Origin of the sequence: Gardnerella leopoldii, assembly GCF_003293675.1 — a bacterium.
Taxonomy (GTDB): Bacteria; Actinomycetota; Actinomycetes; order Actinomycetales; family Bifidobacteriaceae; genus Bifidobacterium; species Bifidobacterium leopoldii.
The window spans coordinates 670,194-688,963 of the sequence record NZ_CP029984.1; the positions used below are offsets into that span (position 1 = coordinate 670,194).

21 protein-coding genes are annotated in these 18,770 nt (G+C 40.0%); 4 read left to right on the top strand and 17 right to left on the bottom strand.

The window, feature by feature from the left end; translation table 11 throughout:
- Nucleotide 1 precedes the first annotated feature (1 nt).
- The 4 genes from DOD25_RS02850 (at nt 2) to DOD25_RS02865 (ending at nt 4,188) form a co-directional block, all read left to right on the top strand.
- Nucleotides 2-343, top strand: coding sequence for a hypothetical protein (locus DOD25_RS02850; protein ID WP_032842489.1), 342 nt, complete (start codon nt 2-4; stop codon nt 341-343).
- Between the two features lie 27 nt (nt 344-370).
- Nucleotides 371-3,004, top strand: coding sequence for a DEAD/DEAH box helicase (locus tag DOD25_RS02855; RefSeq protein WP_112928651.1), 2,634 nt, complete (start codon nt 371-373; stop codon nt 3,002-3,004).
- A gap of 109 nt (nt 3,005-3,113) precedes the next feature.
- Complete coding sequence (locus tag DOD25_RS02860) at nt 3,114-3,461, top strand: RNA polymerase-binding protein RbpA (RefSeq protein WP_004106625.1); 348 nt, start codon at nt 3,114-3,116, stop codon at nt 3,459-3,461.
- Nucleotides 3,454-4,188 carry an HAD hydrolase-like protein gene (locus DOD25_RS02865; RefSeq protein WP_050397231.1) on the top strand — a complete coding sequence of 245 codons (735 nt, stop codon included), beginning with the start codon at nt 3,454-3,456 and terminating at the stop codon, nt 4,186-4,188. Before DOD25_RS02860 ends, DOD25_RS02865 begins: the two co-directional genes overlap by 8 nt.
- 256 nt (nt 4,189-4,444) lie before the next feature.
- Here the strand turns inward: DOD25_RS02865 and DOD25_RS02870 are convergent, their stop codons facing one another.
- The 17 genes from DOD25_RS02870 to DOD25_RS02950 form a co-directional block, all read right to left on the bottom strand.
- Complete coding sequence (locus DOD25_RS02870; RefSeq protein WP_234025950.1) at nt 4,445-4,714, bottom strand: hypothetical protein; 270 nt, start codon at nt 4,712-4,714, stop codon at nt 4,445-4,447.
- 118 nt (nt 4,715-4,832) lie between these two features.
- Complete coding sequence (locus DOD25_RS02875; protein ID WP_004106620.1) at nt 4,833-5,438, bottom strand: MerR family transcriptional regulator; 606 nt, start codon at nt 5,436-5,438, stop codon at nt 4,833-4,835.
- On the bottom strand, nt 5,416-5,856 hold the full coding sequence (locus DOD25_RS02880) for an FHA domain-containing protein (RefSeq protein WP_004106618.1): 441 nt from the start codon (nt 5,854-5,856) through the stop codon (nt 5,416-5,418). The genes DOD25_RS02875 and DOD25_RS02880 overlap by 23 nt, the downstream gene beginning before the upstream one ends.
- Before the next feature lie 18 nt (nt 5,857-5,874).
- The gene (locus tag DOD25_RS02885; protein ID WP_004106616.1) at nt 5,875-6,711 is read right to left on the bottom strand and encodes a DUF881 domain-containing protein; all 837 of its coding nucleotides are present in this window, start codon (nt 6,709-6,711) and stop codon (nt 5,875-5,877) included.
- Between the two features lie 3 nt (nt 6,712-6,714).
- Nucleotides 6,715-7,047 (bottom strand): small basic family protein, encoded by a 333-nt coding sequence (locus tag DOD25_RS02890; RefSeq protein WP_004106615.1) that lies wholly within the window; start codon nt 7,045-7,047, stop codon nt 6,715-6,717.
- Nucleotides 7,048-7,049: 2 nt separating this feature from the next.
- Complete coding sequence (locus tag DOD25_RS02895; RefSeq protein ID WP_004106613.1) at nt 7,050-8,099, bottom strand: DUF881 domain-containing protein; 1,050 nt, start codon at nt 8,097-8,099, stop codon at nt 7,050-7,052.
- Between the two features lie 19 nt (nt 8,100-8,118).
- Nucleotides 8,119-8,724, bottom strand: a complete 606-nt coding sequence (locus tag DOD25_RS02900; RefSeq protein ID WP_004574267.1) for a CDP-alcohol phosphatidyltransferase family protein — start codon at nt 8,722-8,724, stop codon at nt 8,119-8,121.
- A gap of 123 nt (nt 8,725-8,847) precedes the next feature.
- Complete coding sequence (gene rpe, locus DOD25_RS02905) at nt 8,848-9,513, bottom strand: ribulose-phosphate 3-epimerase (protein ID WP_004106609.1); 666 nt, start codon at nt 9,511-9,513, stop codon at nt 8,848-8,850.
- Nucleotides 9,514-9,592: 79 nt separating this feature from the next.
- Nucleotides 9,593-10,510, bottom strand: coding sequence for a prolipoprotein diacylglyceryl transferase (gene lgt, locus DOD25_RS02910; RefSeq protein ID WP_004106607.1), 918 nt, complete (start codon nt 10,508-10,510; stop codon nt 9,593-9,595).
- 42 nt (nt 10,511-10,552) lie between these two features.
- Nucleotides 10,553-11,584 carry a phosphatidate cytidylyltransferase gene (locus DOD25_RS02915; RefSeq protein WP_004106605.1) on the bottom strand — a complete coding sequence of 344 codons (1,032 nt, stop codon included), beginning with the start codon at nt 11,582-11,584 and terminating at the stop codon, nt 10,553-10,555.
- Nucleotides 11,585-11,617: 33 nt separating this feature from the next.
- Nucleotides 11,618-12,172 carry a ribosome recycling factor gene (frr, locus tag DOD25_RS02920; protein WP_004106603.1) on the bottom strand — a complete coding sequence of 185 codons (555 nt, stop codon included), beginning with the start codon at nt 12,170-12,172 and terminating at the stop codon, nt 11,618-11,620.
- A 19-nt stretch (nt 12,173-12,191) separates the two neighbouring features.
- The gene (gene pyrH / locus DOD25_RS02925; protein WP_004106602.1) at nt 12,192-12,941 is read right to left on the bottom strand and encodes a UMP kinase; all 750 of its coding nucleotides are present in this window, start codon (nt 12,939-12,941) and stop codon (nt 12,192-12,194) included.
- A 175-nt stretch (nt 12,942-13,116) separates the two neighbouring features.
- A complete protein-coding gene (gene tsf, locus DOD25_RS02930) occupies nt 13,117-13,968 on the bottom strand; it encodes a translation elongation factor Ts (RefSeq protein ID WP_112928653.1) in 852 nt (283 codons plus the stop codon).
- Between the two features lie 100 nt (nt 13,969-14,068).
- On the bottom strand, nt 14,069-14,887 hold the full coding sequence (gene rpsB, locus DOD25_RS02935; protein WP_032842488.1) for a 30S ribosomal protein S2: 819 nt from the start codon (nt 14,885-14,887) through the stop codon (nt 14,069-14,071).
- Between the two features lie 309 nt (nt 14,888-15,196).
- Nucleotides 15,197-15,685, bottom strand: a complete 489-nt coding sequence (locus DOD25_RS02940) for a peptide deformylase (protein WP_004106598.1) — start codon at nt 15,683-15,685, stop codon at nt 15,197-15,199.
- A 64-nt stretch (nt 15,686-15,749) separates the two neighbouring features.
- Nucleotides 15,750-17,789: an AMP-dependent synthetase/ligase gene (locus DOD25_RS02945; RefSeq protein ID WP_004106596.1), complete on the bottom strand. Its 2,040-nt coding sequence runs from the start codon at nt 17,787-17,789 to the stop codon at nt 15,750-15,752.
- A gap of 287 nt (nt 17,790-18,076) precedes the next feature.
- Nucleotides 18,077-18,667 (bottom strand): hypothetical protein, encoded by a 591-nt coding sequence (locus tag DOD25_RS02950; RefSeq protein ID WP_004106594.1) that lies wholly within the window; start codon nt 18,665-18,667, stop codon nt 18,077-18,079.
- Nucleotides 18,668-18,770: the final 103 nt, after the last annotated feature.

The following is an 18,770-nucleotide window of genomic DNA, read 5'->3' on the forward strand; positions in this document are numbered from 1 at the left end:
AATGCCTTGGTGGATTTGGCTACTCATAACAGTTTTTATGCTGCTCATGGTAGCGCTAGGAGTTGCTATTGTCGTTTTAAGCGCAATAAAAATAGCTAGGGTCTGCTTTGGCATTTCCGAAGACGTTTCTTCTAGATTTGAACGTTTGCATGAACCAAATAAAGAAGATAATGAAAATCCTCGAGATCCATTATTTACACTTCCTATTAAAGATGCAACGAATCGATATGAGCGAACGCACGCAAAAGTTATTGAGCGTCATCAAAAAATTCGCGAAAATCACCGTAAAATATGGCAGCATTGGGATAAAAAATCTCTTCGCGAAGAAGACATTCAGCTATAGCATATAAGAAAGCGACTAATACTTTTTATGTCTCATTTATCACATAAAAAAGACTGCAAAAATAAATCAAGCAATCCAACTGACTGCAATGAGAATGATGTAGTATTATCTCCTTCACAACGTTTCGCAGCTTTTAAAAATACAATGAAGCACGAGCGTTCAATGGCATCTAAATTTGAGCGTTCTTTGTCTTTTGAACTTGATGATTTTCAACTTGAAGCTATTGATGCACTAGAAAATGGCAATAATGTTTTAGTTGCTGCTCCTACTGGAGCTGGTAAAACTGTTGTTGCGGATTTTGCTGTATTTCTTGCGCAAAATCGTAATGTAAAAGCTTTTTACACAACGCCTATTAAAGCTTTAAGTAATCAAAAATATCACGATTTCTGCGAACAGTACGGCTCAGACAGAGTAGGGTTATTAACTGGCGATACTTCTGTAAATCCTGAAGCAGACATTGTTGTAATGACTACTGAAGTTTTAAGAAATATGCTTTACGAGCATTCGATTACGTTGCAATCTTTAGGGTTTGTCGTTCTTGACGAAATTCATTATCTTGCAGATAAATTCCGCGGAGCTGTGTGGGAAGAAGTTATTATTCACCTTCCAAAATCGGTGAAAATTATTGGGTTGTCTGCAACTGTTTCAAATGTTGAAGATTTTTCTGCATGGCTAGAATCAGTGCGTGGAGAAACTCATTTGGTTGTCGACGAACACAGACCTGTGCCTTTAGAAAGACATGTTGTTATTCAAGAGGATTCTGCAACTGAGCCTGAGTTACTCGATTTGTACGACCATGACAATAATGGAAACGTAACTAAGCGCGTTAACCCTGCATTGACTAGGAAACTTAATGAATTTGAGTACCGCGCTCGTCGCCGTAAAGAATCTTACAGCGATAGCAAATACCGTTACAGAAAAGGTAAGAAGCACAGTGCTAACGGGGGAGTTGCACAGTTAGATAAATGCGCGAAACGACATACTCCTCGTCGCTGGGCTGTTATTGACGAATTAGATTACCTAGGAATGCTGCCAGGAATTTATTTTATATTCTCTCGTTCCGGTTGCGATCAAGCTGTTCAACAATGTTTAAACGCAGGATTAATACTTACATCTGATGAAGAAATGTACGAAATCCGTAAAATTGTTGACAGTATGGTTGCAAATCAACTTTCTAAAGAAGATTTACACGCTTTAAGCTTTGAGCGTTTTCGTTTTGCTCTCGAACAAGGATTTGCAGCACATCATGCAGGTATGATTGCGTTATTCCGTCACATTGTTGAAACGCTATTTGAACGCGGACTTATTAAAGTTGTTTTTGCAACAGAAACACTTGCTTTAGGCTTAAATATGCCAGCTCGAAGCGTTGTTGTAGAAAAGCTAGTAAAATTTGACGGTACTGGGCATGTACCTCTTACACCTGGAGAATTTACGCAACTTACAGGTCGTGCTGGAAGACGTGGAATTGACGATATTGGTTACGCAATTCTTGTAGATCATGCTGATTTTGTTCCTCAACAGGCTGCAGCGCTTTCTAGTAAACGCGTATACCCACTACATTCCAGCTTCGTTCCTACGTTTAATATGGCAGTTAATTTGCTGAACTCAAGCGATGCAGATACTGCTCGAACAACACTAGATCGTTCTTTTGCTCAATGGGAAGCTAATGCTTCTGCTGAACGTTTACATAATCGCATGAACGAACTTGAAACAGCTCTTAAAGGCTATGAAGAAGCATTCCACTGCGAACATGGGGATTTTGCTGAATTCTTACAATTACGTATGAAGCTTAAAGAAGCTCAACACGATCAACGCCGTAAACTGAAACATACTTTATTCCACACAGATGCAGAACGCACAGCAGCGTTTAAAGCGCTGGATGATGTTATTGCAAATCTTAGAGAAGCTGAGCAAACGCATCCGTGTGCAGGTTGTGCAGATATTCAACAACATTTGCGTTGGGGCTACCATTGGATTAGAGAACATAAGGAACTTGATCAAGTACGTGAACGCTACGAATCTCGTACTGGTTCTGTTGCTAGAACTTTTGACCATATTTGTGACGTATTGTACAGTTTGGATTATTTACAATCTGAAGATTCTTCACAAAACCAAATTTTGCACCTTACTGAGCGCGGTCAATTGTTAAGAAGGTTGTATAACGAACTAGACATTGTATTTGCTGAAGCTATTTGCGAAGGAATTTTTAATAATCTTTCACCGCTTGAATTATTATCGTGCTTGTCTGCATTAGTTTATGAATCTAGAGGACCTGCAGGGGGAGAACCTAGACGATATCCAGGCGGCAAGGATGGCGCGATATTTAATACAGTATTGCGAATGAAAGAATTATTTATGCGTACTAGCGCATTATGCGCAGACGCTCATTTGCCAGCGTTAAGACCGCTTGAATTTGGTGCTGTAGATATTATGTATGATTGGGCTAATGGTGCTGATCTAGCTGAAATTTTGCGCAATACCGACAGCACTGGAGGAGATTTCGTGCGTCAAGCTAAACGTCTTATTGATTTACTTACTCAACTTTTCGCAGCAGGAGAATATTTACAATCTATAGATGGCGTAGATAAAAATCTTTCTTCGTGCGCTTATGAAGCTGCAAAACTATTAAACCGTGGAGTTGTTGCATACTCAGATGTATAAGTATGAGCATATACAAATAAAACGCATGTATTTTGTATATATAAATCGTTTTTATATATATAGTCCGTGCAATTCGGTAATTTTATAAAGTACTACACAAGGAGATACTATGGCAGAACGCAGTTTACGCGGTATGAGCATTGGTGCGAAATCATTAGAATCTGACGATAATGTAGATTTCGCGGCACGAAATGATGTTGTGTATGTGTGCCCAAAGGGACATCGCACGATTCTTCCTTTTGCTCAAGGCGCAGAAATTCCTGAAGAGTGGGAATGCCGCTGCGGCACGATTGCACATCGCGAAGGCGACGATGATCGTCCAGATGATGATTTCAACAAGCCTTCTAGAACGCATTGGGATATGCTGCTTGAACGTCGTAGTGAAGAAGAATTAAAAACTTTACTAGACAAACGTCTAAAAATGCATCATGAGGGCTGGATTCCTGACTATGAGTGAATTCTCGGTGACTTCAGGATGCACTAGTCGTCGCATTATTCTGCTTGATCTTGATGGCACATTAACAAAGTCAGATGCTGGTATTATTACTTGCGCAAAGCTTGCATTGAAAGAATTGAAACAGTCTATTCCGGACGATGCTGAAATGCATCGTTTTATAGGTCCTTCAATTTTAGAATCTCTTCAACGCAATAATGTGCCTGAATCGCTGCTAGCAAAGGGACTTGCTACGTATCGCAAGTATTATTCTGAAGTAGCAACTTTTGATGATCCAAATAATCCTGGTAAAAAGATTCCAGGATGCCTACTTAACAAAGTATACGATGGAATACTTGAGCAACTCACAAAACTTCGTGAAGCTGGATATTATTTAGCAACCGCATCTTGCAAGCCAGAATATCAAGTAAAGCCTATTTGCGATTATTTTGGTTTAACGAAGTATCTTGACGGAATTTATGGCGCTAGCAAAGATATGTCGCGCATTAGCAAAACTCAAGTTATTCGTTATGTTTTTGATGAGATTGATTACAATCCAGAAAAAGGCGACAGAGCTTTGATGGTTGGAGACCGCTGGACTGATGCCGACGGAGCAAAAGATTGCGGCTTGGATTGCTTGGGATGCGCTTGGGGCTATGCTGAGCCTGGCGAGCTTGAAGCACACGGATCTTACAGAATTATTGGTAGCGTAAGCGAATTAAGCACTGCAATTTGCGAATATTTCGCTTAATCTAATCAGAATTTTTGTCGTAACGGCTTTTTCTTTACACCCTCGTAAAGTTTCGGTCGTTTTTTGGCGGGAAAACGGCTTTTTCTTTACATACATGCACAGTTTCTGTCGGTTGAGCTTATTATTTGACTAGATTTACTTGATATTTATCCGATAATGTACGTTATGTCAAATTAGAGATAAACAATCAAACACAACCAACAAAATCTCAACTACTATCAAATAATATCCCTATTGATACTTCTTACTAAATAATCTAAGACTTGCAGCTTCGGTACGCACAAAATAGCATTGCAAAAATATTGACAAAAATAAGCGCGATAATAATCACATATGACGCAATCAGCGTTGATCTCATTAATAACCAATAATCATCGCGAACAAATCCAAAATCGCGAACAATATGCAAAAGCATGTACGCAAGCATTGCGCAAGGAAGCCCACAACAATGCGTAATAACAATACTCCAAGGCATTAAACCAATAGAATTTCTCTTATTACTATTGCTAATACTATTTGCCTTCAAATAAGCATTTTTTCGAAATTTTACTAAAAAACGCACGCAAGCAAATAAACTATAGAAAAACAATGATACTGAAGCAAACCAGCAAATAACAGCGATAATAACAACTACAAACATGCCATTATCCCCACGTTTCCTGAACAAGACTCCATGAGTTTGAAGATGTATGAGAAGTAGGTTTTGAATAAGATTTGCGAGTAGACTTACTACTTTTTTCTTCAACTTGCGTAGCATCAACAGAATTTTCAGAAGATAAGTCCTCTTCAACTCTAGAAACAATGCGGCCAACAGCAATAGCAAATACTGCTAAACCAGAAGCAAGCATACTACGCATATTATCTTGATTCTCATCGCACTCTTGAACAGATTGACCATCACAAATAATAGTCATATTTCTCAAACGCTCTTCTGAGTATCGATTAAGAAAAATAATAGCCGTAGTAACATTAACTAAATTAACGCCAGCATCAAGCAGCCTTTTAGCTACAGCCATAATCGCAATATCCTTAAAAGAATACAAACGACGAGAACCAGAACCACTAGATGCATGAATTGAAGGCTCTATAATGCTTTTACGAGCCCAATAATCGAGTTGCCGGTAAGTAATACCGGCAACCTTCATAGCGACACTACCACGGTATCCTGAAGCGTGATCAGCAGACAGAGAAAAATTAAAAAGCTCCCCCTGTACTGCGTTAATCACATTATCGGACTGTGACTGCGTCATGTGCGAAAAATACCAGTCTGAATTTGCCAATCATAATTTCATCGCCATTATGCAGCACTGATTCATCAACACGTTCACGATTTACATACGTACCATTTAGACTTCCAGAATCTGAAATGCTAAACACGCCATTATGGCGCTTAAACACTGCATGAGCACGCGAAACAGTAGAATCATCTAACAAAATATCAGCATGCGAATCGCGCCCAACTGTTACTAAGTCTTCATCGAGAAGATAGCGAGAACCAGACACTGCTCCCCTAGTTGAAATCAACAACGCAGTACCAGGACGTAGTTTCGCTATAGTATCAAAATCATCCTGCTGCATAGGACGATCTGAAGTTGTATTCATTGGAATATGAATAGCTGGCATACCAATAATAGTGGTTTCGCCAGCTGTAGGAATCGGTTCAGTCATACTTGCTATTCTACCTTGTTACTCGACTGGTTTTGCATATTCGTACTGTTTTGGTTCGCGTGTCGAAGTAATTTCTACCTCATCAGGCACTGAAACCATTACAGAAGAACCAAATTTAATTTTTAAACGCGACCCAACACCGCCTGCAATATTAACAGCATTTTGCAAATTCTGAGGGTCACCAATTGCTTTCACAATATAAGGAGGATCAATCATAATATTGTCACATATAAGACCATGCTTAGTTTGTGAAATATAGCTTGAAGTAACTATTCTCACATCGTTAATAGACATAACTTCTACGCCAGCATTTCGCAATTCCTCTATTAGCTGAAACATCGTAGCAGCATCAATATTCTCTTTTTCACCTGCAGTAATGTGAACTACAATACCTTTACCTACTGCCGGCAGACGTCCAGAAATAAGACCATTTGCTTGAGCATTCTGCTGAGCAATACGACGAGCTTCATCTTGTTTATCTACTGCTTCGCGCAACGAATTAAGCTGACCTGTTAATTCACTTTTTCGGCTTTCCAAACTCTGAATTTGAGAATGAGTTTCTGTAATAAGACGTGTCAACTCCTCTTCGCTCATTGTTTCATACAAAAGTGAGTTACTACGATTAACTTGAATCATGTACGCAAAACCTAATAAAGCGCAGAGCAACATCATTAAAAAGCCCGTAAATATACGCGCCCGCGTCACATGACCACTTAGTGAAGATTTTACTTTACGATGAACTGCTGGGAAAGATCCAGTTTGAGTTTCATCACTTTCACGATCATGCGCTTTTTGACGACGCATTTTATGAAGAATATCATCACCTTGTGGAGAATGAGAAAACATTGAAACCATATGCTAACTCCTGAAGATGAAACGACGAATTGCAGAAACGTTAGAGAAAATACGAATTCCTAAAACAACGATAACTGCAGTTTGTAATTGTGCACCTACACCAAGCTGATTTCCAAGTAAAACAAGCAACGTAGCTGCTATAACGTTTGAGAAGAATGAAATAACAAAAACTTTATCCGAAAAGTTTCTCTCAAAATATGCACGTGCGGCACCAAGCAACGCATCTAGTGCTGCAACGACCATAATAGGTAAATAAGGCTGAATGACAATAGGAATATCTGGATGAACAACAACTCCAATTAATACTCCCAAAATTAATCCAAAAATCGCTGCCATGCTTATCTCCTAATTCTCTCGTTGGCAAAACTGATATCGCCTGTGTTTGCTGCGCTGAGTCGTATAACTCTCGAAGGTGAAACCTGTGGATTAATGCCTGCATTAGCTAAAGATGCGTACCATTTCATGCGTTTCATATCATTACACTGTTTAATTAAATCATCAGAATCGCCAATAACTTCAATAACATATGGACTTTGAGTTTGATTAACTCCAATAAGAATAGTTTGACCAGCAACACGAATAGAAGTTTGTGCTCCAAGTCTATGCCCATTAACAGAAATAGCTTCAGCGCCTGCTTTCCACAATAATGATACAAATTGTTGAATATCGCGATCTGTAACTAATCGCATTCTTGCGCCATTACTCTCGCGAGGCAAAGAACCGCTATTCACATCGCTCGAAGCAGAAATAGGATTAGCAATAGTTACAGTAATCCCAGAACCTTCTACAGCATGAGTGCCATTAACCATATCATCTGATTTACTAACTTCATCCTCTTCAGGCGTAGTAATTTTTTGCGACTCATGATCTACGTTATTTCTCAATAACGTTACTTCTTCTACAAGCTTATCGAAACGAGACGTATAACCTGACAACTCATTAGCTAATGAAGAACGTATTGCTTTTCTAGGATCAGTGTGTAACTTACGAACAAACTGACTCCCAACAGTACCGATAGAAACACACAATAAAAATACTATAGCTCTAGTGAACCACAGATTAAACGGTTTAACAGGTTGTTTACTTAATCTTGCATCCATAAACATTGGATCAACCGGACGATTAGTTAAATCATCAATAAGACGCAAAGCATAATCGTCAATATAACGTCTACGATCATGATTGTGAGCAAAACCACTGGGAGACATTACAACATGATGCGTTGAAATACCAGTAAATGAGTGCGAGAATAATGCTCTACGTCTAGTTAACAACATTCCATCAGGAGCAGCAAAAGACATTGGCATAGTGCTTTTATGAGACGTATGTTTTACATCTAAATCTTTGATACTATCTTTTAAACTAACAAATTCATCTTGCTTAGTCATATGTGCGTACACGCCTTATTTAGTTTTTTCTTGACTTAGCAAGTAACAAATAAGCTTGCATATAGTAAAGCAAGCCAGCATACCAATATAGAGCAATACCCCACACTCCACATGCAAGTGCAGCAGCATAAAGCAGGAACATAGACTCAGTAGCTACAGCATAAACAATCATTAAAGAAACGATTGAAAGCATAAGAAGCGCTGTACCAGCTTTACCTACGAAGTTAACAGGCAAAGGACCATAATCTCTTTGCGCAAGTACTATTACAAGTACAGCCATAATAGCATCACGCAATACTACTAATAAAAGTGCCCACCAAGGGATAATCATTGCAACAGCTAAAGCTAACGTACTGCAAAAAATCAATAGACGATCAGCTATAGGATCAAGGATTTGACCCAACTTACTAACTTGATTCAAAGTACGAGCAATATAACCATCAAGACAATCAGAAAACGCAGATATTGCTAAAACAATAAGAGCAAAAGTCATCTGATGCTGTGTAATAAGCCAAGCAATATAAGGAATTGAACATATGCGCAAAAAACTGATTAGATTAGGTATTGTCAAAACTCGATTCATTGCTTCAGGACTATATTCCTGATTAATAACGAACTTAGTCATAATATCTTCCTCATACGAAATCACTCAATTAATCAGCATATATTCGCATCAAAAAAACTCGCTTGTTGTGCAATACTTAACATGTTGGGGACATATTTCATGTCCCCAACATACATCTAATATTTATTCGCGCCAAGCAGCCTTTGCAGTATTACGAATAGCTTCAATCGCTTCTCTAGGACTTTCTGCTCCATAAACTGCAGAACCTGCAACAAGCACATCAGCACCAGCTTCAGCAACTATTGCTGCAGTCGAAGGGCTAACTCCTCCATCAACCTGAATATGAGTATTAAGACCACGACGAGTAATTTCGTCGCGTAAACGGCGAACCTTATTCATTTGATTAGCTAAGAACTTCTGTCCACCGAAACCAGGCTCAACAGTCATAATAAGAACCATATCGAATTCATCAAGAATATCGAAAATAGGTTCAACTGGTTCCGCAGGGCGCACAGCAAAGCAAGCTTTACAACCCATATCGCGAAGCTGACGAGCTAATCTCACTGGAGCATGAGTAGCACCCATATGGAAACTCACAGAAGCAGCTCCAAGCTTAGCGTATTCTGGAGCCCAACGATCTGGATCCTCAATCATCAAATGTACGTCAACTGGAAGTTTAGTAACCTCACAAATTCGCTTAACAATTGGTTCACCTAAAGTCAAGTTAGGTACAAAGTGATGATCCATTACATCGACATGAACAAGATCCGCATTAGATATTGCATCAAGGTCACGCTCAAGATTGCAAAAATCTGCGGAAAGAATGCTAGGTGCTATTTGTATATTCATGTGTACTATTCTAGAAAATGCAAGCGACTAGTTTTATAAAAACAAAATTTTTAAAATTGCTTTTTCAAATACTTGAATCTTATTTACTAGAAGTATTCTGAGACTCACGTTCTCTTTCGTCTGAAGTTATATCTATAAGTCGTTCAACAAGAGAATCACGAGTACTAGCACTCTTTTGCAGCAAAGCAAAAACAATAGTTGCACAAATAAATACGATAATAGAAACCCAAACATTAATGCGAACACCTAAGAAAACATGTGAAAAATCAATTCGCAATGCCTCAATCCATACTCGTCCGATTGTGTACCACATAACATAAAGTGCGAATACGGAACCGGCTTTTAACTTCTTAGCTATAACTTTGCCAAAATAAATAAGCAATGCAGCACCGATGAAATTCCAAATCATCTCGTACAAAAATGTTGGATGAAATAATGTGCCTTCTGGGCACGTTAACCCATCATAACATCTTTCACTATGACCTATTGCTTGTGTGGTATCATAATTTAACTTCAAACCCCATGGCAAGTTAGTAGGAGCTCCGTAAAGTTCTTGATTAAACCAATTCCCCAATCTTCCTATACCTTGAGCAATAAGCACTGCAGGAGCTGCACAATCAGCTAGTAATCCAATAGGATATTTACGATACTTGCATAACACACAAGCAGCCAATGCGCCTAAGAATATGCCGCCCCAAATTCCTAGACCACCATTCCAAATTCTAAAAATTTCTAAAAAATCACCATTAGAGCCAAAAAACTTTTCTGGAGTTGTAATAACGTGATACAAACGCGCGCCAATTATTCCAGCAGGAAGACTGACTAAAACAAGATCAAGTATCTGGTTAAAATCTCCTCCAAGACGCTTCCATCGACGCGTAGTAATCCACATTGCAACCAAAATACCGGCAAGAATACTAAGAGCGTAAAACTTTATGTTTACAAAGCCAAGAGAAAATTGCGAAATACTTGGCGACGGGATAAAACAGACTGTCATGGCGTCGATATTAGTCTAAGCCCACGATTGCGACAGATAAATTCAGAAATGAGCAAGTTGCAAAAGCACAAGCAGCACAGGACCGCACAGCAAAATAGAATCTACTCGGTCAAGAACACCACCATGACCTTTTAGCAAATGCCCCATGTCTTTAATACCAATATCTCTTTTAAGCATAGAAGCACACAAGTCACCGAATGTGCCAATGATTCCAGAAGAAATACCCATGACTAATGGCATCCACCAGAAATTGAACCAAGAGGAACCATAAAAACCTGCAATAATTGCATATGCTCCTATAATTGCAAAAAGCATTGAGCCTATTAAGCCTTCTACAGACTTCTTAGGAGAGATTCGCGGAGAAAGCTTATGTTTGCCCAACCATGCACCAGCAAATAATCCGCCAGTGTCACTTAATGCAGGTAAAAATACCAAAAGCATAGCGTGAGCAACTGCGTATTTTGTATTTGTAAGAGCTAATACAATGCAAGAAGCTAAAAGTGGAATGTACAACACCACGAATAGCGAAACAGACGTATTCGTAAATAAAGTATGTTCGTATGATGAGCGGTTAGAACCATCGAGCTTTTTTTCTACAGCTTGCATCGTTCTATCTGAAATAGTACTGCTAAGAGTCGCACAAATTACTGTAAGAAGCAAAGATGCAGTAATTCCACTAGCCATAGCAACAGCATGCCATTTTGCATAGTATGTTGAAAAAATAGTTACAAGCGAACATATTGATAACGTTACGAAAGGAATACGCAAACCGAGAGTTGCAAAATCAACATGTAATTCCCACAATGCCAGAACCATAAAAATGGCCATAAGCACTATAAAGACATCAATGCTAATAATTAAGCAAGAAACAATTGCTACAACTAGTATTGCGGCAGTAGCAATTGCTTGAGGCATATTCCTGCCCGTGCGACGATTAATATCACTTAAAGTTTCATGGGTGCCATGTGTAGCAGTATCTGCTTTGTCAGAAGACAATCCTACTTCTAATGCAGCTTTTTCAGCATTTGCTTTACTGACTTCATTGGCAAAATTATGCTGTTTTATTTGACTCATACGGCACCCATTCAGTTTGAAACTACAAAAATCTCAGACTTCCATAATTTCTTTTTGCTTACCTTCAAGCAAAACGTCTAAAGAATCAGTAACTTGCTTAGTTACTTTATCAAGCTCTTTTTGTAAACGATCGCCTTCATCTTCGCCAAGTTCACCATCTTTAACAGACTTGTCAATAGATTCCTTAGCTTTGCGACGAATATTGCGAACTGCAACTTTGCCTTCTTCTGCTTTATTCTTAGCAAGCTTGACGTATTCCTTGCGACGCTCTTCCGTGAGCTCTGGCATAGTAACACGAATAACATTGCCATCACGATTAGGGCTTACACCTAAATCAGAATCGCGAATAGCCTTTTCAACAGCATTCGCTTGAGAAGCGTCAAAAGGCGTAACTGAAAGAGTTCTAGGCTCTGGAACACCAATAGATGCAACAGCTTTAATTGGAGTTGGAGCACCATAATAATCAACCATAATTCCGTTTAGCAAAGCAGGATTAGCACGACCGGTGCGAATACCCATAAAATTCTCTTTAGTAGCTTCAACAGACTTATTCATCTGTTCACGGGCTTGATCAATTATTGCTGACATGTGTTCTCCTTTATAATATTTAAGCAAATGTTGGCTCTGCATTAGACACTAATGTGCCAATAGATTCTCCAACAAGAGCACTAGTTACGTTACCTTCGCCCTCAAGACCAAACACACGAATTTTTTGATTATTATCGCGAGCCATAGAAAGCGCAGACGCATCCATAACAGCTAAACCATCAACGATAGCGCGATTGTAGTTTAATGTTAGGAACTTACGAGCAGTAGAATCTTTACGAGGATCAGCACTATATACGCCATCCACACCATTCTTGCCCATAAGAACTTCATCGCAATGAATTTCCAATGAACGTTGAATAGAAACAGTATCAGTAGAAAAATATGGCATTCCGGCACCAGCACCAAAAATAACCACACGACCCTTTTCAAGGTGACGAATTGCTTTCAACGGAATATAAGGTTCTGCAACCTGACCCATTGTAATAGCAGTTTGTACGCGAGTTGCTTGCCCCGCTTGCTCAAGAAAATCCTGAAGAGCCAAGCAGTTCATTACAGTGCCCAACATACCCATATAATCGCCACGGCTACGATCAATACCTGCTTGCTGCAGTTCTGCTCCCCTAAAGAAGTTACCGCCGCCGACAACAATAGCAACCTGAACGCCTTGATTCACTGCAGCTACTATTTCGCCAGCAATCCTACGAATAACATTAGTATCAATACCAACAGCGCCACCACCGAATGCTTCTCCAGAAAGCTTTAATAAAACCCTACGGGACTTTCCTTCATCCGTTTGTGCAATAGCCATACAGATTCCTCCAGTCATAACGGCGAATGAGGTATATCTTTGTCAGTTTATCTATCAATAACGACACTCAAAACGCACGTTAAGCTGGAAAATGAATATAAAAAATGGGTTGCGCACAACTTGTGCACGCAACCCTATATACAAGAACAAAAATAAATTCTTATATAATTAGTGCTTATTCAGCAGCACCTTTGCCAACCTCAACGCGAGCAAAGGCAAGAGCGGTGCCGCCAACTTCCTTGAACAAGTCACCAACGCTCTTGGATGGATCCTTAACGTATGCCTGCTCGAGAAGTACAGTTTCCTTGAAGAAAGCGTTCATACGTCCTTCAACAATCTTTGGAACAATCTTCTCTGGCTTGCCTTCAGCCAAGGACTTCTCGGTTGCAACGCGACGCTCAGATTCCAAAACTTCTTCTGGAACATCTTCGCGGCGAAGCCACTGCGCACCCATAGCGGAAATCTGCAAAGCAGCTTCGTGAGCAACCTTTGCACCAGCCTCGTCAGTAGCAATCATGGAAACGATGCTTGGAGGCAATTCCACAGACTTCTTGTGAGCATAAATCTCAACGTGTGGACCGCTTACCTTAGCAACCTGACCAACCTTGACGTGCTCGCTAAACAAAGCTGCTGCTTCTTCAACAGATTCCTTAACAGTTGCGCCATCAGCTGGTGCTGCAAGTACTTCTTCAGCAGTAGAAGCATTAGCTTCAACAGCATGGTCAAGAACAGTGTTTGAGAATTCCACAAACTTTGGTGTCTTTGCCACAAAGTCAGTTTCAGAATTCAACTCAACTGCGTAACCAGTTTCGCCTTCAGCAGACTTAACAACCTTAGAAGCGATGGTACCTTCCTGAGCCTTACGACCTTCACGCTTACCAGCTGCCTGAATACCCTTAGCGCGGATGATTTCCTTAGCGCGGGCAACGTCGCCTTCAGCTTCAGTAAGAGCCTTTTTAACGTCCATCATGCCGGCGCCGGTTTCTTCACGCACCTGCTTAATCAACGCTGCAGTAATTGCTGCCATTTTGTTCTCCTCGTATCAATATGATTCTTAAAAGCTGCAAAAAGCAAAATCAATTGGATTTTGCAGCTTCTAGATAAGAATCTGGTTGCAAATTAGCTTATCAGGCGTTTGCCTCAGTATTTTCTTCCTTGGCAGGCTTAGCTTCAGCTTCGCCTTCCTTGGTGAGCAATTCCTTCTCCCAAGCTGCCATTGGCTGAGCATCATTACCTTCAGACTTAGCGCCCTTACCGGCATGCTCAAGCAAGCCTTCAGCTACAGCATCAGCCATCAAGCTGGTCAATAACTCAATGCCACGAATAGCATCGTCGTTAGCAGGAATTGGATACTCAACAGCCTCAGGATCAGTGTTGGTATCAACAATTGCCACAACTGGAATACCGAGCTTATGGGCTTCTTCAACAGCCAAAGCTTCCTTGTTAATATCAACAACGAACATGGCGGATGGAGTGCGGTTCATGTTGCGAATACCACCGAGCTGCTTGGAAAGCTTGTCCTTCTCGCGCTCGAGAAGCAAAAGTTCCTTCTTAGTCAAGCCGGATCCACGAACATCGCTGAAGTCCATTTCCTCAAGTTCCTTCAAGCGCTTTACGCGAGTAGAAACAGTCTGGAAATTGGTCAACATACCGCCAAGCCAACGCTCGCAAACATAAGGCATGTTTACGCGAGTTGCCTGATTCTGTACAGCTTCCTGAGCCTGCTTCTTAGTGCCCACGAAGAGAACAGTGCCGTTGTGAGCAACAGTCTGCTTGATGAAGTCATAAGCCTTGTCGATCATGTCGAGAGACTTGAACAAATTGATGATATGAATACCATTGCGCTGGGTAAGAATGAACTGCTTCATCTTTGGGTTCCAGCGACGAGTCTGATGACCGAAGTGCAAACCAGCCTTCAGCATTTCGCTCATGGTAATCTGTGCCATATCTATATACCTTTCTTGTCGGTTATTTCCTGGCCATGTCTGTTCGCATGCAACTTGGCTGACACATGCCTAAATCCAAGCCGACCGACACGAACGGACGCGTACATGGCGCGTATTTGCGAATCCGTGTAGACAATAAAAAGCGAGCAATCATATAACGCGGCAATACTCATGCTCAAAATGGACACGCAGAGAGTGATTATATCAGATACTCAATACCAAAAATCGGCATCCTTGTAGCTATAAAAGCAACAAAAATGCCGATAACTTTTAAAAAATTATTTACACATAACGCATAAAAACTAAAACTTAGCTACGCATATTATTGCGCAACTCACGCAACGCTTGACGGCGCACATCCTTTTCAAGCCTATCCAAATAAATATGACCATCTAAATGATCACACTCATGCTGAATCATTCTAGCCATAAGACCTTCACCTTCAAGCACTACAGTCTTACCATCTAAATCAATTCCACGAGCTCTAGCATAATTTGCACGCCTAGTTTTGTACCATAATCCCGGAACAGAAAGGCAACCCTCGTCGTCGTACTGTTCACCTTTTAGCTCTTCAATTACTGGATTTAGAATATAGCCAATTCGACCATTTATATTGTAAGAAAAAGCTCTAAAACTTACACCAATCTGATTAGCAGACAATCCAGCTCTACCTGGATCATTTACCGTTTCCAATAAATCATCAACTAAATGTTTCACAGCTGGCGTAATTTCACGAATCTCATCACAAGGAGTTCGCAATACGGGATCCGGAACAATACGAATTTTTCTAATAGACACTCGATTACTCTTTCTTTTATGTAAGTAGGAATAACGAAAAAACAACTACAAATATGTAAGCTTTTTACTCGACATGTTCATTATGATCACTATGCGATGTCGAAGAGGAATCTGATGAAGATTCTTCACCAAAACGCTTCAAATGATTCGCAGCTTGATCGATAGCTTGACGTACTCGAGGAGTTACAGCTTCCTGTGCTTGCTTAACAGTCTCCTGTGCTTGCTTAACAGTCTCAGTAGTTTTATCGAGAATCTTTACAGTTGCTGGCAAAGGACGAGTATTAGGCTTTGGAGCATACAATTGCGTTTCGATAATATCAGCATAGCGAGCAAGAATCTTCGGACGAACAATCTTCATACTTGGAGTCAAGGTTCCAGCATCTTGAGTAAATTCATCTTGCAAAATAACAAACTTACGAACAGACTCAGCGCGAGAAACAGTACTATTAGCTTGGTCAATAAATTGCTGAATTACTGAACGCACTGCTTCGTTAGTAGCAATCTCACTCATAGTAAGGTTAACATCCATACCCTTATTCTTTAGCCAAGAACGAACCATATCTGGATCAAGCTCAATTAAAGCAGAAACAAATGGCTTACCATCGCCCACTACTACAGCATGAGAAACTAATGGGCATTGAGCAATAATACCTTCCATAGGAGCAGGACTTATATTCTTGCCACCGGCAGTAATAATAATATCTTTTTTGCGACCAGTAATAGACAAGAATCCTTCATCATCTATTGAGCCAAGATCGCCTGAATGCAACCATCCATCTTCGTCAATAACTTCTGCAGTAAGCTCAGGCTTATTGAAATATCCCATAAATACGTTAGGACCTTTAATAAGCACTTCATCGTCGTCAGCAAGACGGATAGCTATACCAGGACCAGGTCGACCTACAGATCCAACTTGATTTGCATGCTCAAAATTAACTACACAAGGAGCGGCAGTTTCAGTCATTCCATACCCTTGAATAAAAGTAATACCATCAAGACCATTAAAGAAATGAGCCAAATCAGCATCCATTGGAGCTCCACCGCAAGCTAACCATGAAAGATTAGGACCTAAAGCTGAACGAATAGAAGAACCAACTGTTTTCATGTACATCGCATGATTCATGCGTGCAGCAAGAGAATGAGTTTTACCTTCAACATTGTCGCGAGACCATTGAATGAAATGCTTTACAGCTTTAGCAAAGATACGACCCTTTATGCCAGCACCAGCTTTTTGTGACGCAGCATTATAAACTTTTTCAAAAACTCTAGGCACGCCAAGTAAATACGTAGGCTTAAAACTACGCAAATCAGCCAAAAGATGCTTAGCATTAGGCACATATCCAATAACACCGTGAGCACCAATAGCAACATATTGAATGTACCGAGCAAAACAATGCGCCAATGGAAGGAATAAAAGCAAACGATTTGGTTTGCATAACATATCGTTAAGAACATCGTAACCAGCAAAAACAATATGCGTAAAATTACGATTTGAAAGCATTGCGCCTTTAGGTCTACCAGTCGAGCCAGAGGTGTAAACAATAGTAGCTAAATCATCTGCCTTAACAACATCAACAGCTTTATTAAGCTCATCCTCAGTAATAGATCTACCAAAATCAACAACTGCTTCCAAGCCACCAGCTTTGAAATTAAATACGGTTTTCAAAGTTATATGTTTATGATCCTGACGAACACGCTCTAAGCATTGAGCATGCGCATCGTCTCCAGCAAAAGCAATAACTGGCTTAACTTCATCGATAATGTCAGCTGCCTGCAATGCTGAATCTGTTTCATAAATAGGAACGCTTACAGCACCAATACATGCACAAGCAAAATCGACAATACCCCACTCATAACATGTAGCAGAGTAAATAACAACTTTGGAGCCATGCTGAACTCCGAGTGCTATTAAGCCTCGAGCTACTGCACGAACTTTCGCGAGCATTTCAGATGAAGTAACATCATGCCAACGACGAGTTTCATCGTCTTGCCATTGAGCAACCAAGTCTTGTGGGCTACGCATAGCACGATTGGCGAGTAAGGAATAAATGGTATCACCGTCTTGAGTTGGGTGAATGGCTTCTACAGCAAATTCTCGGAGCATATTATTTATTGTACTTGATAACAGAATCGACACGACTGCACGAAGTACAAAAAATAATACTTAATATTGTCATTTACAAACAAACACTGGGAAAAAACTTAGATTCTACAAGTCGTGCAAGGTAGAATGTTTAATCTTACAAAAGTGAACCCCTTTATTGCTAAAATTGTTGAAAAATCAGCAAATCAAGCAATAAGGGGCTCATATTTATTTGAATATATGTACATAAGTCTTCAAACGCATTATCATAGATGTCTTATTTCAGCTACCTACTATAAGCGACGATTTTATCCTAGATCTGCATACGTGCAAATCCAACGATTATTTTTCAATTCCAAAGATAACGACGCCCAGTATTTCACAGGTCCTGCACAAATGCGCACAACACCTTCAAAATGATTCGGGCTGACTAACATTCCATTAAACAAACTCGGAACTGCAGGAAAACTACGCACAGCAGAGCGAGTTTCCGAATCGTTATTATCAGTGAAATACTCATCCATCAGTTTCCACATGTTAGTTAATTTAGTAATACAACTTTTTGTTAAAAGCTGCGACATAGCTGGAGAAATAGGCCTACCTCTCGAAATATCTGCAGCTATGCAAGCAATTTGACAAGTTTTTAAAGCTAAATTAACAAAAGCCTGCTCATCTCTACTGTCGAAATAACACATTCCAACATGGTATTTCAAGCATTCACGCGAAAAACCAACACTAACTTCACCCTCATATACAGGCAAGCTAATACGAGGTCTACAGAAAACATGTGGAGGATCCTCGTCATTGTTTTTCTTAGTCTTTGAGGACTTATCTTTCAGCTCATCATCACTGTAATCGTTATCTTCCATGCCATAGGCATCAGCAAAATCTATCTTCATGTTTCTCTCCTGTTTTAACAATTATTTAAAACTGTTGTTATTTAAAACTTGTTAAGCTTATATTTCTACAAACTAAACGAGTTTAGATAAAAGCTTACAACGT

Coding starts and splice junctions, on each gene's coding strand:
- tsf (WP_112928653.1), bottom strand. CDS start 13,968: ATGGCAGCAATTACTGCAGCGTTGATTAAGCAGGTGCGTGAAGAAACC.
- DOD25_RS02895 (WP_004106613.1), bottom strand. CDS start 8,099: ATGACTAAGCAAGATGAATTTGTTAGTTTAAAAGATAGTATCAAAGAT.
- DOD25_RS02880 (WP_004106618.1), bottom strand. CDS start 5,856: ATGACTGAACCGATTCCTACAGCTGGCGAAACCACTATTATTGGTATG.
- DOD25_RS02850 (WP_032842489.1), top strand. CDS start 2: ATGCCTTGGTGGATTTGGCTACTCATAACAGTTTTTATGCTGCTCATG.
- rpsB (WP_032842488.1), bottom strand. CDS start 14,887: ATGGCACAGATTACCATGAGCGAAATGCTGAAGGCTGGTTTGCACTTC.
- DOD25_RS02900 (WP_004574267.1), bottom strand. CDS start 8,724: ATGACTAAGTTCGTTATTAATCAGGAATATAGTCCTGAAGCAATGAAT.
- DOD25_RS02950 (WP_004106594.1), bottom strand. CDS start 18,667: ATGAAGATAGATTTTGCTGATGCCTATGGCATGGAAGATAACGATTAC.
- lgt (WP_004106607.1), bottom strand. CDS start 10,510: ATGACAGTCTGTTTTATCCCGTCGCCAAGTATTTCGCAATTTTCTCTT.
- rpe (WP_004106609.1), bottom strand. CDS start 9,513: ATGAATATACAAATAGCACCTAGCATTCTTTCCGCAGATTTTTGCAAT.
- DOD25_RS02855 (WP_112928651.1), top strand. CDS start 371: ATGTCTCATTTATCACATAAAAAAGACTGCAAAAATAAATCAAGCAAT.
- DOD25_RS02865 (WP_050397231.1), top strand. CDS start 3,454: ATGAGTGAATTCTCGGTGACTTCAGGATGCACTAGTCGTCGCATTATT.
- DOD25_RS02860 (WP_004106625.1), top strand. CDS start 3,114: ATGGCAGAACGCAGTTTACGCGGTATGAGCATTGGTGCGAAATCATTA.
- frr (WP_004106603.1), bottom strand. CDS start 12,172: ATGTCAGCAATAATTGATCAAGCCCGTGAACAGATGAATAAGTCTGTT.
- DOD25_RS02945 (WP_004106596.1), bottom strand. CDS start 17,789: ATGCTCCGAGAATTTGCTGTAGAAGCCATTCACCCAACTCAAGACGGT.
- DOD25_RS02885 (WP_004106616.1), bottom strand. CDS start 6,711: ATGGTTTCAATGTTTTCTCATTCTCCACAAGGTGATGATATTCTTCAT.
- DOD25_RS02915 (WP_004106605.1), bottom strand. CDS start 11,584: ATGAGTCAAATAAAACAGCATAATTTTGCCAATGAAGTCAGTAAAGCA.
- DOD25_RS02890 (WP_004106615.1), bottom strand. CDS start 7,047: ATGGCAGCGATTTTTGGATTAATTTTGGGAGTATTAATTGGAGTTGTT.
- pyrH (WP_004106602.1), bottom strand. CDS start 12,941: ATGGCTATTGCACAAACGGATGAAGGAAAGTCCCGTAGGGTTTTATTA.
- DOD25_RS02875 (WP_004106620.1), bottom strand. CDS start 5,438: ATGACGCAGTCACAGTCCGATAATGTGATTAACGCAGTACAGGGGGAG.